Below are 14,176 nucleotides of genomic sequence, written 5' to 3'. Positions count from 1 at the left end.
GGCGGCCGTCAGGCGATACCGAGCGCCAGCACCTGCTCGGTCGTCAGCACGTCGCCGAACGTGTCCGACAGCGCGGCCAGCGTCGCGCGATGGAGGTCGCGGTGCGATACCGTGCCGCCATCCGCGATGTCGAGGTCGCGCGTCGCACATGCGTCGTCGACGACGATCACCGCGTAGCCGAGCGGCACCGCATCGCGTGCCGCACCGGCGACGCATGCATGCGTCATCAGGCCCGTGACGATCAACGTGTCGATACCGGCCGCCTTCAGGCGCGCATCGAGGTCCGTCGTCGGGAACACGCTCACCGACGTCTTCTTCACCACCGTGTGATGCGGCGCCGGCTGCAGGTCCGCGTGGAAGCGGAAGCCGTCGCTGCCGTCCGCGAAGATCGGGCCGTCGGCCGCATCGACGTGCTGGACGTGAAACACCGGAATGCCCGCGCGGTCGGCGAACGCGATCACGCGCTGCGCATTACCCAGCGCGCGCGGCCCCTCCGGAATCGGCAGGCGGCCGCTGAAGTATTCATTCTGGAAATCGATCACCAGCAGCGCGGTGCGGGCGGCGGCGATCGACTTCGGCGCGCTCGCGCCCGCCAGGGTACGGATGGTCGGATGTTGCATGGGTCGCTCTCTCGGTTGGCTTATCGAAGGAACGGCGCGCCGGGCCAGCCGGCGCCGCCGGACGCGGCCCCGATACTCGTCGGCCGCGAGGCGCCAGTGTCGGGCCGCGCGGCCGCGCGCGACAGCGGCGCGCAGGACAACGTCCGACAGGATCGGGCCAACGTGCAAACCGCCTACGACAGCGCGGCCGTTCGCGCGCCCGGCTGCGTGCGGCCGTACGCGACCATCATCGCGAAGCTGAGCAGGAAGCCCGCACCGCCGATCAGCAGCAGGCCGATCTCGCCGAACACGGGCAGCAGGTTCGTGAGCGCGCCCGTCACGACCCACGCGACGGCCATCACCGAGCCCGCGACACCGAGCGCCCAGCCTTGCCGGTCTTCACTGACCGCGTCGGAGAACGCCGTATACATCGTCGTATACGCGACCATGTCGAAGCAGCCGACTACCATCGCGAGCGCCCACAGCACCGGCTCGTGCGGGAACAGCGCGGACAGGACCTGGCCGACGCCCGCGACGAGCAGGCCCGTCTTCGCGATGTCGACCACGCGCCACACGCGCAGCATCCGCCGCACGACGAACAGCAGGCCGAACACGAAGCAGAGGCCGATCACGCCGCTGAACAACCCGAGCCGCGCGCTCGTGTAGCCGAATTTCGCCTGCAGCAGCAGCATGATGGTCTGCAGGTAAAGCCCATAGCCGACCTGCATCAGGAAGAACACCACCGACAGGAACGCAACGTCGCGCTGGCGCGCGGCCTCCCCGATGATCCGCAGCGGCAGCAGCGGATCGATGCGCGTGTCGCCGCGCGGCGCGGCCGAATCGCGATACGACGCCCAGGTCCAGCACGCGCAGATCAGCGACAGCGCGGCAACCAGCACGAACGGCGTACCGTAATCGAACAGCGGTGAAATCGTGCGGTCGGACGTGACGCCGCCGAGCACCGGGCCGACGATCACGCCCGCGCTGAACGCGAGCGACATGATGCTCATGTTGACCGCCTTGTTCTCCGGCGTGCTCAGGTCGGTGATTGCGGCCTGCGCGATGCCCTGGCAGCCGGCCATCAGCCCGGTGAGCCCGCGGCCGGCCAGCAGCAGCGCGACGCTCGCATGCCATGCGCCGGCCGCCATCATCGCGTAGCCGGCTGCGAGGCCGAGCAAGCACAGCAGCAGGATCCTGCGGCGGCCGTAACGATCGGACAGGTCGCCCATCAGCGACGAGCCGAAGAACATGCACAACGGGTAGATCCCGTAGCCGAGACCGAGGTAGAAATTGCGCGCGTGCGCACCGGCGTCGGCCGGCAGGATGCCCGCATGCGGATCGCTGAAGATCGCGGACATCATCGGATAGACGAGCCCGAATCCCATCGCGTCGATCGCGATCGCGAGCAGGCAGGGGCCGAGCAACTTGTAATCGAGCCGGGACATGGCGACCTTCCGGACAGAGTGGATGATCGCCCAAGCGTATCGATCGGGCGGCGGCCGCGGTAGGCCGCCGCCCGCGATGCTAAGCATCGGCCGCGCCAATACCCTGCCTGCCGCCCGCGCCGATGGGGCGCCGGTGTGGGCGGCAGGCCATGCCCGCTATTTGACGCTCAACGGCTCGCCCTGAAACTGCCGGCGTGCGAGCACGCACGGCGCACCGTCATGCATGAACACGCTCGCGAGCAGCCCGAACGACGCCGCGAACAGCACGTACCACGCAGGTGCGACGGGCGATCCGCTCGCGTGCGTCAGCCACGTGACGATGAACGGCGCGAAGCCGCCGAACACCATCACCGCGACGTTGTAGGCGAGTGCGATGCCGGTCGAGCGCGAACGCGTCGCGAACTGCTCGGCGAGCGTGGTCGGCGCGGGCCCGTAGCAGATGCCGATGATCGTGCAGATCACGAGCTGCATCACGAGCAGGCGCCCGATGCCCGGCGCCGCAGCCAGCCATGTGAACAGCGGATACGTAACCGTCAGCAGCGCCAGCGAACCGGCGATCAGCACGGGACGCCGGCCGATGCGGTCGGACACGAGTGCGGCGACCGGAATCGTCACCGTCAGCAGCGCAACCGCCGCCATCTGCACCTTGAAGACCTGGTCGAGCGGCAGCCCGAAGGTCTTGTGCACGAACGTCGGCATGTTGACGAGCATCACGTAGAACACGGCCGTGCCGGTGATCGTCTGCCCCATCGACACCAGCACGCCGCGCAGATTGTCGCGCAGCACGCGCGACACGCTCGCCGGCGGCTCGACGGCCGACTTGCTCGCGTCGAGGAACGCCTCGGTCTCCTCCATGTGCCGGCGGATCCACAGGCCGACTGGCCCGATCAGCAGCCCGATCGCGAACGGCACGCGCCAGCCCCAGCTGTGCAGCGCCGCCTCCGATAGCGACTGCGTGGCCCACGCGCCCATCGCAGCACCCGAGAACACCGCGAGACACTGGCCGATCAGTTGCCACGATCCGTACAGCCCGCGCCGGTTCTCCGGCGCGCTTTCCACGAGGAACGCAGTCGCGCTCGCGTATTCACCGCCGGTGGCGAACCCCTGCAGCAGCCGCGCGAAGACGATCAGGACCGGCGCCGCCGGGCCGATCACCGCGTACGACGGCGCAAACGTGATCAGCGCGATCGACAGCGTCATCAGGAAGATGATGAGCTGCATTGCGGCCTTGCGGCCCTTGCGGTCCGCATAGAGCCCAAGCAGGATGCCGCCCACCGGACGCATGAAGAAGCCGACGCCGAAGGTCGCGAGCGACATCAGCAACGACGCGTACTGGCTCTCGGCGGGAAAGAACAGCCGCGCGATGATGCCGGAGAAGAAACCGTAAACGATGAAGTCGTACCACTCGAGGGTATTGCCGACGACAGCGGCAACCACCTGCCGATGCCGCGCGTTCCGACGTGAGTCGTGCATGCTTGTCTCCTGCAGTCTCATGGCGCCGCGCCGCATGCGTGCCGTGTTCCGTGGCTGGCATGGGCGAACCGGCTGTTCGTATCGCCGGCCGATGAGGCACGGGCACGCACCATCGAAACCTCGTGGTCCGCGCGCACGACCGGCGTGAAACGATCATAGGGACACCGAAAACCCGCATCAATTAACGCCCGCGGCGGATGATTAGCCGGAGATTAAATGTTTCCCCGCCGGGCCCCAGCACACGAAAACCCCGGAAATTCGCGCATTGTTGCAGCCCCGGTTCTGCGGCAGAATCGTCGGCCGCCCTTCCCGTCGTCCGCATCATGCGCAACCGCATCAACGAAGAGATCACGTTCCGCAAGCTCGAGGTGCTGCTCGCCTTCATGGAAGCCGGCAGTCTCGCGAAGGCCGCCGAGGCGCTGGGCGTGAGCACGGTCAGCGTGCACCGCGCGCTGCACACGCTCGAGGAAGGGATGCACTGCGCGCTGTTCCGCCACGAGGGGCGGAACCTGATTCCGACCGACGCCGCGCAGGTGCTCGCCGAAGTCGCGGGCGAAGTGCTCAAGACGATGACCGACGGGATCCGCTCGACCCGTGAGGCGGCCGGCTACGGCGCCGGTCAGTTGAAGATCGGTTCGCTCTACTCGTTGACGATCCGCACCGTTCCCGAAGTCGTGATCGCGTTGAAGGAGCGCCGCCCCGAGCTGCAGGCCGAGCTCGTGCTCGGCTCGAACGCCGACCTGCTCGACAAGCTCCGGCAAGGTGCGATCGACGCGACGCTGATGGCGCTGCCCGAACCGGACGCCGAGATCGAATCGATTGCGCTGTTCGAGGACGAGATGTTCTTCGCCGCGCCGATCGACTCGCCGTACGCGCAGCATGACGCCATCGATCTCCGTACGTGCGGCGACGCGCCGTTCGTGTCGCTCGGCGAAGGCTTCGCGACGCATCACGGCTTCACGGAAGCGTTTCGCGCGGCCGGCATCGCGCCGAACGTCGTGATGCGGGTAGGCGACATCTTCTCGCTGATCAACCTCGTGTCGGGCGGCGTCGGCTGCTCGCTGCTGCCCGGCCGCGTGCGCGACCTGTTCGCGCACAAGATCGCGCTCGTGCCGCTCGCCGGGCCCGCGATCCGCCAGACGATCGGCCTGAGCTTCCTGCATCGGCGCGAACGTGACCCGAACCTGCTCGCCCTGGCGACGGTGTGCCGGCTGACGGTCAAGGGGCCGAACGCGCGGTAGCGCGTCGCGGCGCCCGACATCAGAATTTGACGAGCAAGCCGAGCCGCATCAGCAATTGATTGGCGGTCGACGACGGTGTCGTCTGGTTGACCTGCGCGACGGCCTGCCGGCCATACGAGTCGAGGCCGGACGCATGCTGGTAGATGCCGACCATGTAGAGCGTCGTGCGCTTCGACAGGAAATACTGCGCGCCGACATTGAACTGCTGATACTTCGCATCGGGCGCCGCCGTGTACGTGTACGCGGCGCCGAGCGACACGGCCGGCGTGACGAGGTACGTGACGTTGGCCTCGTAGTTGTCGAATGCTGCCTTGCCGCGGTATCGCGTATTCAGCGTCTGCACGATGTCCTGGAAACGCGTATTGGTATACACGAATCGGAACGTCGCATTGCCGACGGCATAGCTGCCGCCGGCTCCGAAGATCTGCAGCCTCGATGCCGACTGGTAGCCGCCCCAGATCGGCGTGGGCAGCGCAGTCGAGAACGCCGCGTTCGGCGCCGCGTTCGCGCTCGCGCCCCACAGCGTCACGGCCGGGTTGTTGACGGTCTCGTACGCGGCGTCGAGCGTCAGCGGGCCGCGCTCGTAGCGCGCGCCGACGCTGATCGCCCGGTTCGCGGAAAAACTGCCCGGCACGCCGCCGAATCCGTATAGCGCCGCCATCGAGAAACCGTTGAAATCCGGCGTCTTGTACTTGATCGCGTTGTTGATGCGCGCCGTGTCGTTCAGGTTGTCGACGTCAGCCGCATGCGCGCCGAGATAGCCGGTGAAATTGCAGCCGGCCGCCAGCAGGCCGAGATATTCGCCGCTCAGCTCGTCGTACTGGCGGCCAAGCGTGACGGTGCCGAACGCGCCGGTCAGGCCGACGAACGCCTGGCGGCCGAACATCAGGCCGCCCTGCCCGAGCCGCCCCGTGTTCGCATCGTAGCCGTTCTCCAGCGTGAAGATCGCCTTCAACCCGCCGCCCAGATCCTCGCTACCCCTGAAACCGAGGCGGTTTCCGTACAGCGTGCCCGATACGGCCTGGATCGCCTTGCCGCCGCCCATGTTGCTGACGTAGTTCACGCCGTTGTCGATGGTGCCGTACAGCGTGACCGAATTCTGCGCGTGCGCGGCGATGGCGAAGGATGCCGTCGCGGCTGCCGCGATGATGCCGTTGATTTTCATCAGATCTCCTGAATAATATTCTTATGATTGAACAGGCGGCGCATGCCGCCTTCCCGCCCTTACGTGGCGGCCAGCCCCATCAGCGCCTGCAGCAGCGCGGCTCGCGCCTGCCCCCAGATCGCGCCCTTCCAGACGTCGTCGTCGCCGTAGAACGCGTCGCGGATTCGCTGGAGAATGTCGCGCCTCAGTTCGGCCGGCGCATCGGGATGCCGGATCAGCCAGTGCGACGCACGCAGCCGGTCGATCACGTCGTCGAACGGCAGCGTGCCGAATTCGAGCGCCATCAGCGCCGCATCCGCGTGCGGGCACTCGTCGTACGCGATCGACGCGACGGGCCCCGACACACCCGGCGATTCGGATTCGCCGTCGAACGGCGCGACGACGTCGGCGCCCCACCACGCGCGGGCGCGCGCGAGTTCGGCGGCGACGTTGCGGCCCGCGTAGATTTTCTCGCCATGGCCGCGCGGCCCGAGGCCCGTATGCACGTCGATCCACGCGATCGTGTTCGCGTGTGCCGCGCGCTCGCGCAGGATCGTGCGCATCGTGCGGTTGTTCCAGGTCGGTTCGCGCCCGCCGAAGAACATCCCGTCGGGTGTCGCATACTGGCCGCCGCTCAGCGCACCGTGATACGCGAGCTTGCCGTGTCGCGCGATGTAATCGGCCAGCGCCCGCTCGTCGTCAGGCGACGGTGGCCAGGTTTCCGTGAGCACGAGGCGGTCGATCTCCGGATACGCGTCGTTGGCCGGCAGCGCTGCGCTGAAATCGATGTGGTTGCGGTTCAGGTCGACGTTGTCCTGGTTGGTGCGCCGCAGGTACGAGAAACCATACGGATTGACCGCATGAATCAGCAGCAGCCCGACACCGGCACGCGCCAGCCACCCGATCAGGTCGTCGTCGAACAGCATCGCGACCTGGCAGCCCGACCCGCAGAAGCCTTCGGGCCCATGCGTGCCGGAACTGACGATCAGCAGCCGCTCGGCATCGGCCATGCCGAGGCCGACCACGTCGATCGCCAGCGCTTCGCCGAGCGCACCGCGCAGATCAGGCAGCACGAACGACTCGAGCGTCGCGCGACGGTGCGCGGCGGCGTCGAGAAACTTCTGGCGGGCTTCGGCATAGGTGCCGGAAAAATGGCGGGTAACGGCGGTAGATTCCATGGAATGGTCAGACCTTCGAGTAGGAGGAAACGCCGGAAACGGCGGGAGCGTCGATCGTTTCACCGGTGCGGTCGCGCAGGTACGGCAGGCCGGCCATCGACACGAGTGCGACCACGATCAGGTACCAGGCCGGCGCCACCTTGTTGCCGCTCGCATTGACGAGCCACGTACTGATGAACGGCGCGAAGCCGCCGAAGATCGCGACCCCCACGCTGTACACGAGCGACATGCCCGTCGCGCGCACCGATTCGGGAAACATCTCCGGCAGGATCGTGATGCTCGGCACGGCCTGGATCGCGAGCACGACGGTCAGCAGGCCGACCACCGTGAACAGCACGGCGGGCGTCGGCGACGCCTTCAGCCACGCGAACGCCGGATAGATCAGCAGCACGAGCGCGATCCGCCCCGCGACGATCAGCGGCTTGCGGCCGACGCGGTCCGACCAGCGCCCGACCAGCGGCGCGCATCCGAATGCCAGCGCGCCCGTCAGCGCGGCGGCCGACAGCGCGACGGCCGGGCTCATCCCGAGTTCGTGGATCGCATAGGTCGGCATGTAGAAGCTGACGACGTACGATGCGCCCGTACCGCCCATCGTGATCATGATCGCGACGAGGACCGCGCGCCCGTGCTCGCGACAGAGCGTCGCGACGCGACCGCCGCGACGCGTGCCGCCCGGCGCAGGCCGCGCGCTATCGCCCGAATGCGTTTCCTCGAGCCGGCGGCGTATGTAGGCGCCGACCGGCGCGATCAGCATCCCGAGCGCGAACGGTACGCGCCAGCCCCAGCGTTCGAGCGCGTCGGGCGTCAATGCGAACGACAGGATCGCGACCGTCAGCGCAGCCGTCAGCACGCCGAGCCCCTGACTCGCGAACTGCCAGCTCGCCATGTAGCCACGCGTGCGCGGCCGCGCATGCTCGACGAGCAAGGTCGTCGACGCACCGAATTCGCCGCCGGCCGAGAAGCCCTGGATCGACCGCGCGACGACGATCAGGATCGGCGCAGCCACGCCGATCTGCGCATAGGTCGGCATCACGGCGATCATCCCGCAGCCGAGCGCCATCAGGAAAATGGTGAGCACCATCGCCGGCTTGCGCCCCGCACGATCGGCGTATGCGCCGATCACGACACCGCCCAGCGGCCGCATCACGAAGCCGGCCCCGAATGTGCCGACTGCCAGCAGCAACTGCCCGGCCGTGTCGAACGACGGGAAGAACAGCTTGCCGATGATGAACGCGAGGAAGCCGTAGACCGTGAAATCGAAGTACTCGAGCGCGTTGCCGACGGTCGTCGCGAGGATCGTCCGGCGCACGTCGGCGCCGGACTGCGGTTGGGGTGCCATCACGGGTGTCTCCTTCGTGGTGCGGTGTCGCACCGGTTGTATGCGACGCATTCTAGGCGGGCTCGTGTTACCCGAAAAGACAACAATCCATTACACTCGTTGCCATTTGGTTTACACCCCCGGAGCGCCTCGTGAAGCCGAACCAGCTGCATGCATTCGTGGCCGTGGCCGCACAGATGAGCATCCGCGGCGCCGCGCGCCAGCTCGGCGTGTCGGCGCCGGCCGTCACGAAGATCATCCGCGAACTGGAGCGCGAGATCGGCGCGCCGCTCGTCGAGCGCAGCGTCAAGGGCATCGTGCTCACCGAGTACGGCGCCGCACTGCTGCCGCGTGCGCGCCTGCTGCTCGACGACATGCAGCGCGCCCGCGACGAGATCGTGCAGCTGCGCGACGGCAACTTCGGCCATATTCGTGTCGCGGTCAGCACGTCGTTCGCGCAAACGATCTTCGTACCGGCCTACAGGCTGCTGCGCGAACGGCGCCCCGGCGTGACGGTGCACGTCACCGAATCGGGTCTCCCCGGCACGCTCGCGAGGCTGCGTGACGCGCAGACCGACTTCGCGATCATGCATGTCGATCCGCAATCGCTCGACGACGATTTCGTCAGCGAGCCGCTCGCGCCCGTGCAGCTCGTGCTCGGCGTGCGCAACAAGCATCCGCTGCGCAACCGGCGCAACGTGCGCGACTTTCTTGATGCCGAATGGGTGCTGCCCGGCGACGGCAATGATCCGATGTCGGCCACCCAATGGCTGTTCGGCTCGTTCGGGCTGCCCGTGCCGGCACACGTCGTGCACGGCGATTCGATCTCGACCGCGCTCGCGCTCGTCGCGCAGATGGATCATGTCGGCTTCTTCGTCGAACCGCTCGCGAACGAGGTGTTCCAGCGGATGGGCATCCGCCGCGTCGCGCTCGACGATCCGATGCCCGAACTGCAGATGTGCGCGATCCAGCGCCGCGGCAGCGCGTTGACGCCGGCCGCCGCGCAATTCGTCGACTGCGTGCGCGACCTCCTCGTGGCGCGCTGACGCCCCCGCCCTGCCTTCGCGCGAACCGGCGTCACCAGGACGCCGAACGCCCCATCGGCGCTACGCCTTGGCCGTGCCTCGCAGCTAGTCCGTTTGGATGGCACGAAGCGCGCGCTTTGTTGCGATCATGGCCGGCATTCATCGCGCGGCACGCACACGTGCGTCCGCCACGGAGACGCCATGAACGACACAATCCTCGGCCCCATCGACCAGATCGGCTACGTGGTCGCCGATCTCGACCGCAGCATCGCGCGCTGGCGCGAACGCCACGACATCGGCCCGTGGACCGTATTTCGCAACGTGCGCCTCGACGGCCATCATCTCGGCGCACCGGTGACGGTCACGATGGACGTCGGGCTCGCGTATCGCGGCGATCTGCAGATCGAACTGATTCACGTGACGAGCGACACGTCGTCGCCGTACCGCGATGCGTATGGGCAGCCGCTCGTCGGATTGCATCACGTTGCGTGGGTCGTCGACGATCTCGATGCCGCGCTCGCACGGCTCACGTCCCGTGGCCTACGTGTCGTGTTTGAAGCACGCAACCCCGCCACGCGCGTCGCGTATCTCGACGACGCCGACGATCCCGGCGTGCGCGTCGAAGTCATCGAAGGTGCCGGCATGCGCGACATGATCGCGCACGGCATCGCAGAAGCCCGCGCCTGGGACGGCACCGATCCGGTTCGCATCATCGACGCGGCGGGCACCTCCGCGTAAGCCCCCTCTTACGCTCACGCACAGGAGCAAGCAGCATGAAACGACTCGAAGGCAAGGTGGCCATGATCACGGGCGGTGCCCGCGGCCAGGGCGAAGCGGAAGCGCGCCGGTTCGTTGCCGAAGGCGCACGCGTGGTGATCGCCGACGTGCTGGACGACGCCGGCCGGCGCGTCGCGGCCGAGCTCGGCGACGCCGCACGTTTCCAGCATCTCGACGTGACCCGCGAAGCCGATTGGCAGACTGCCGTCGATGCGACGCTCGCGCAGTTCGGCCGGCTCGACATCCTCGTGAACAACGCGGCGATCCTGAAGCTCATGCCGATCGAAGCGTGTTCGCTCGACGACTATCGCAAGGTGATCGACGTGAACCAGGTCGGCTGCTGGCTCGGCATGAAATCGGCGCTTGGCGCACTGAAGGCGGCAGGCGGCGGCTCGATCGTCAACGTGTCGTCGACGGCCGGGATGGAAGGCGTCGCGGGCGGCAGCGCATACGTGTCCAGCAAGTTCGCGGTGCGCGGGATGACCAAGGCCGCCGCGCTCGAATTCGGCCGCTACGGCATTCGCGTGAACTCGGTGCACCCGGGCGGCATCGATACGGTGATGGCGCGCCCGCCCGAGTTCGCGGACTTCGATCCGTCGTCGATCTACAGCGGCCTGCCGATCGCGCGCATCGGCAAGCCGGACGAAGTGGCGAACCTCGTGCTGTTCCTCGCGTCCGACGAATCCGCGTACTGCACGGGATCGGAATTCATCGTCGACGGCGGGATGCTCGCAGGCAGTTCGTTCCACTGACACGCATCCAGGTCGACGCACGCCCGCCAACCCGGCGGGCGTTTTCGTTCTCGTTTTCGTTTGCGGGCCACCGAGTGGAAAGTACGGCCTTCCCGTTCAGGCAATCACGCACGCGAAAACGACAATGTCGCCGGCGGCCCTCCCGCGCGGCGGCATCGTCATGTGCGGAGCGACACGCCCCGCGCCGCTCAGTACCCCTTCGGCTGGATCGCCGGCGCGCCGACGCTGCGCGCCGCCTGCCTGCCGCCGCGCACGAAGCGGCGCCCGTGCGGCCCGTATACGCCGTCCGGTTCCGGGTACAGCGTCAGCAGCGCGAAATACAGCATCCCGCCCATCACCAGCGACACCGGCACGCTCAGGTCGAGCCCGCCCGCGAGGTTGCCGAGCGGCCCGACGAACTGGCCCGGCAGGTTCACGAACGACAGCCCGACGAGCGCCGCCGGCAGCCACGCGCCCATCGCGCGCACGTTCCAGCCGTGCGTGAACCAGTAATGGCCGCCGCGCAGCCCGCGGTTGAACACCTGCAGGTCGTCGGCGAGATAGTAGCCGCGCCGCGTCACGTAGCCGATCACCATGATCGCCATCCACGGGCAGCTGAACGTATCGATCAGCGTCGAGAACGTCGCGACGCTTTCGACGAGGTTGAACCAGAAACGGCCGACGAAGATGAACGCGATCGCGATCGTGCCGATCAGCAGCGTCGCACGCACGCGGTTCAGCAGGCGCGGGAACATGCTCGATACATCGAGGCCCGTGCCGTACAGCGCGGTCGTGCCGGTCGACATCCCGCCGATGATCGCGATCAGGCACATCGGCAACAGGAACCAGCGTGGCGAGATCGCGAGCAGGCCGCCGACGTAGTCGTTCGACGCGATGAACGCGGGCGCCTTCGTCGCGATGATCGTCGCGGTCGCGAGGCCGAAGAAGAACGGCACGAAAGTCGCGATCTGCGCGGCGAACACGGCGCCCATCACGCGATGCTTCGGGGTGCTCTGCGGAATGTAGCGCGCCCAGTCGCCGAGCGTCGACGCGAACGATACCGGGTTGCTCAGTGCGACCAGCACCGCACCGACGAACGCGGCCCAGAAGCCCGCGCTGCCCTGCTGCACCGTGCCGGCATAGCTCATGTCGAACAGGCCGGCGAACGCGAACAGGCCCGCGACGAACAGCACGCTCGCGGCCCACACGGCGATCTTGTTGACCCACAGCATGAAGCGGAAGCCATAGATGCAGACGATCAGCACGAGCACCGCGAACACCATGTACGCCGCGCCGAGCGTGAAACCGTTGACCGGCACGCCGACCATGTTGTGCGCACCGCCGACGAGCGCATCGCCCGAGCTCCACACCGCGAGCGAGAAAAACGCGATCGACGTGAGCAGCGCGAGGAACGAGCCGACGATCCGGCCGTGGATGCCGAAATGCGCGCCGGACGACACGGGGTCGCTCGTACCGTTGCGCGGGCCGAACAGGCTCATCGGCGCAAGGATGCAGGTGCCGGCGAGCACGCCGAGCACGATCGCGCAGACACCCGCCTTGAACGACAGCCCGACCAGCACGGGAAAACTGCCGAGCACCGAGGTTGAAAACGTATTGCAGCCGCCGAACAGCAACCTGAACAGATCGATCGGCCGTGCATAGCGCGATACATCGGGAATGCGCTCGAAACCGAACGACTCGACCTGCGTAATCCTGCCTTCACTCATTTGTCTCCCACTCCTCTGGTGCATCTGTATGGCCCGTGACTGCGGCGATACGACACATCGTCATCGATTCGCGGCCACTCTAAACCGGATCGCGCGGCGCAAATATCACGCATTCGAGACGTTTACGACGAAGGAGAACAATGTTTCCCGGCAGGCCTGCGGCCGGCACCCGCGCCATCCGTATGACGCGGGCGATGCGACGTCAGTGCGCGCCCTCCGCCGCCGGCGCGCGGCACGCGGTCAGGCCCCGCTGAACGGCCTCCCGTGCCTCGATGCCGGCAAGCCAGCGCTCGACGTGCGGGTAGTCGGCCAGATCGATGCCGAGCTCGGCCGCCGCGCGCAACCACGGGAACGCGGCGATGTCGGCGATCGAGTAGCGCGACGACGCGAGATACGCCGATTCCGCCAAGCGGCCGTTCACGACCCCATAGAGACGCCGCGCCTCGTTCCGGTAGCGCTCGAGCGCTTCCGCATTGACCGTCTTCGATGCATGCAGGAACCACCAGAGCTGGCCGAGCATCGGCCCGATCCCGCCGATCTGGAAGTGCAGCCATTGCTGGACCGCCGTGCGCTCGGCCAGCGTGTCGGGATGCAGAAAGCCCGTCTTCGCGGCGAGATAGCTCAGGATCGCGCCGGATTCGAACACGGTCAGCCCGATGTCGTGGTCGACGATGGCCGGGATCTTGCCGTTCGGGTTGATCGCGAGGAACGTCGCGCTGCGCTGCTCGCCGGCGGACAAGTTGACGTGCACGCGGTCGTGTGCGAGCCCGGCCTCTTCCAGGTAAATGGCAACCTTGTGCCCGTTCGGCGTGTCGGCCGTATAGAACGTGAGGGGGTGCGTCGAGATCATGTCGGTCCTTGTCTTCCGGTTATAGTTGCAATTACAATCGTTGCAATTGCAATCCTACGCCGGAACCGATAGCCCGGCGACATGCCAGTACTCGAAGGAGGGACATGCAGACTGCGCGATCTGGTCCGCCCGTGCGGACACCCGACACCCACCGCGCCGCGGCGGCCTGCCTCGACAGGCTGATCACGCAGCGACTCGTGCCGCGTGGCCGTGCGGTATCGCCGCTCGGCGCGATGCGCGCGGCCGCCGATTGTCTGGAACGCGATACGGCGACCTCGGAACGCGTCTGGATCGTGCGCGCCGATGCGCGGGAGCCGGTTGCGGACGCGGGGGCGCAGCGCCGCATCAGTGCATGGCCGCTGCGGTTTCTCGATGCGCGCAAACGGTTCGAGCGGCCGCTTCTGTACCTGCTGCATGCACGCGCGACCGACCGGCTGCGGCTGGCGTCGGTCGAAACCGTCGATCGCGGGATCTTCGTCAACGATGCCGAAACGGTCGCGTCGTCCTGGCCGAAAGGCGTGACGCCCGACGTCCCGCACTGGCTGGCCGCGAACCCCGCGTGTACGCCGTACGATCCGGCTTCAGGGCATGAGGCGATCGCGATCCTGCGCCACGCGTTGCGCACGTTCTATGTCGCCGGCCAGCCGGGATTCTGCTACCTCGCGAGA

The 14,176-nt window shown here is 67.4% G+C and carries 12 protein-coding genes and 1 pseudogene; 5 read left to right on the top strand and 8 right to left on the bottom strand.

The genetic code is table 11. From position 1 onward, the window contains the following. Positions 1–8: 8 nt before the first annotated feature. From G3N61_RS04895 to G3N61_RS04885, 3 genes are all read right to left on the bottom strand, one after another. On the bottom strand, positions 9–620 hold the full coding sequence (locus G3N61_RS04895; protein WP_205821743.1) for a cysteine hydrolase family protein: 612 nt from the start codon (positions 618–620) through the stop codon (positions 9–11). 173 nt (positions 621–793) lie between these two features. Beyond that, complete coding sequence (locus G3N61_RS04890; protein ID WP_205821742.1) at positions 794–2,044, bottom strand: MFS transporter; 1,251 nt, start codon at positions 2,042–2,044, stop codon at positions 794–796. Positions 2,045–2,200: 156 nt separating this feature from the next. Beyond that, positions 2,201–3,517: an MFS transporter gene (locus G3N61_RS04885; protein ID WP_179258775.1), complete on the bottom strand. Its 1,317-nt coding sequence runs from the start codon at positions 3,515–3,517 to the stop codon at positions 2,201–2,203. 323 nt (positions 3,518–3,840) lie between these two features. Between G3N61_RS04885 and G3N61_RS04880 the strand changes: the two genes are divergently transcribed. After that, positions 3,841–4,758: a LysR family transcriptional regulator gene (locus tag G3N61_RS04880; protein WP_089452376.1), complete on the top strand. Its 918-nt coding sequence runs from the start codon at positions 3,841–3,843 to the stop codon at positions 4,756–4,758. A gap of 19 nt (positions 4,759–4,777) precedes the next feature. Here the strand turns inward: G3N61_RS04880 and G3N61_RS04875 are convergent, their stop codons facing one another. The 3 genes from G3N61_RS04875 to G3N61_RS04865 are packed head-to-tail and all read right to left on the bottom strand — an operon-like array spanning position 4,778 to position 8,419. Further along, positions 4,778–5,923 carry a porin gene (locus G3N61_RS04875; RefSeq protein ID WP_089452375.1) on the bottom strand — a complete coding sequence of 382 codons (1,146 nt, stop codon included), beginning with the start codon at positions 5,921–5,923 and terminating at the stop codon, positions 4,778–4,780. Positions 5,924–5,982: 59 nt separating this feature from the next. Beyond that, positions 5,983–7,080, bottom strand: a complete 1,098-nt coding sequence (locus G3N61_RS04870; protein WP_205821741.1) for a M14 family metallopeptidase — start codon at positions 7,078–7,080, stop codon at positions 5,983–5,985. Between the two features lie 7 nt (positions 7,081–7,087). Then, on the bottom strand, positions 7,088–8,419 hold the full coding sequence (locus G3N61_RS04865; protein WP_205821740.1) for an MFS transporter: 1,332 nt from the start codon (positions 8,417–8,419) through the stop codon (positions 7,088–7,090). A 131-nt stretch (positions 8,420–8,550) separates the two neighbouring features. Here G3N61_RS04865 and G3N61_RS04860 point away from each other — a divergent pair, with 131 nt between their 5' ends. The 3 genes from G3N61_RS04860 (at position 8,551) to G3N61_RS04850 (ending at position 10,952) form a co-directional block, all read left to right on the top strand. Then, the gene (locus G3N61_RS04860) at positions 8,551–9,444 is read left to right on the top strand and encodes a LysR substrate-binding domain-containing protein (RefSeq protein ID WP_043179636.1); all 894 of its coding nucleotides are present in this window, start codon (positions 8,551–8,553) and stop codon (positions 9,442–9,444) included. Between the two features lie 180 nt (positions 9,445–9,624). Further along, positions 9,625–10,161: a VOC family protein gene (locus G3N61_RS04855; protein WP_205821739.1), complete on the top strand. Its 537-nt coding sequence runs from the start codon at positions 9,625–9,627 to the stop codon at positions 10,159–10,161. A 35-nt stretch (positions 10,162–10,196) separates the two neighbouring features. After that, positions 10,197–10,952: a glucose 1-dehydrogenase gene (locus G3N61_RS04850; RefSeq protein ID WP_089452370.1), complete on the top strand. Its 756-nt coding sequence runs from the start codon at positions 10,197–10,199 to the stop codon at positions 10,950–10,952. 188 nt (positions 10,953–11,140) lie between these two features. Here G3N61_RS04850 and G3N61_RS04845 read toward each other — a convergent pair whose 3' ends face one another. Then, positions 11,141–12,658: a cytosine permease gene (locus G3N61_RS04845; protein WP_241017580.1), complete on the bottom strand. Its 1,518-nt coding sequence runs from the start codon at positions 12,656–12,658 to the stop codon at positions 11,141–11,143. Positions 12,659–12,860: 202 nt separating this feature from the next. Continuing rightward, positions 12,861–13,508, bottom strand: coding sequence for a glutathione binding-like protein (locus tag G3N61_RS04840; RefSeq protein WP_089452369.1), 648 nt, complete (start codon positions 13,506–13,508; stop codon positions 12,861–12,863). Between the two features lie 104 nt (positions 13,509–13,612). Here G3N61_RS04840 and G3N61_RS04835 point away from each other — a divergent pair. Further along, a pseudogene (locus G3N61_RS04835) lies at positions 13,613–14,176 on the top strand (pyruvate dehydrogenase); the annotation flags it as partial.

Origin of the sequence: Burkholderia sp. Ac-20349 (assembly GCF_017104865.1) — a bacterium.
GTDB lineage: Bacteria > Pseudomonadota > Gammaproteobacteria > Burkholderiales > Burkholderiaceae > Burkholderia > Burkholderia aenigmatica.
The sequence above is the reverse complement of the archived record's forward strand: the minus strand, read 5'-3'. Positions and strand labels throughout refer to the sequence as shown.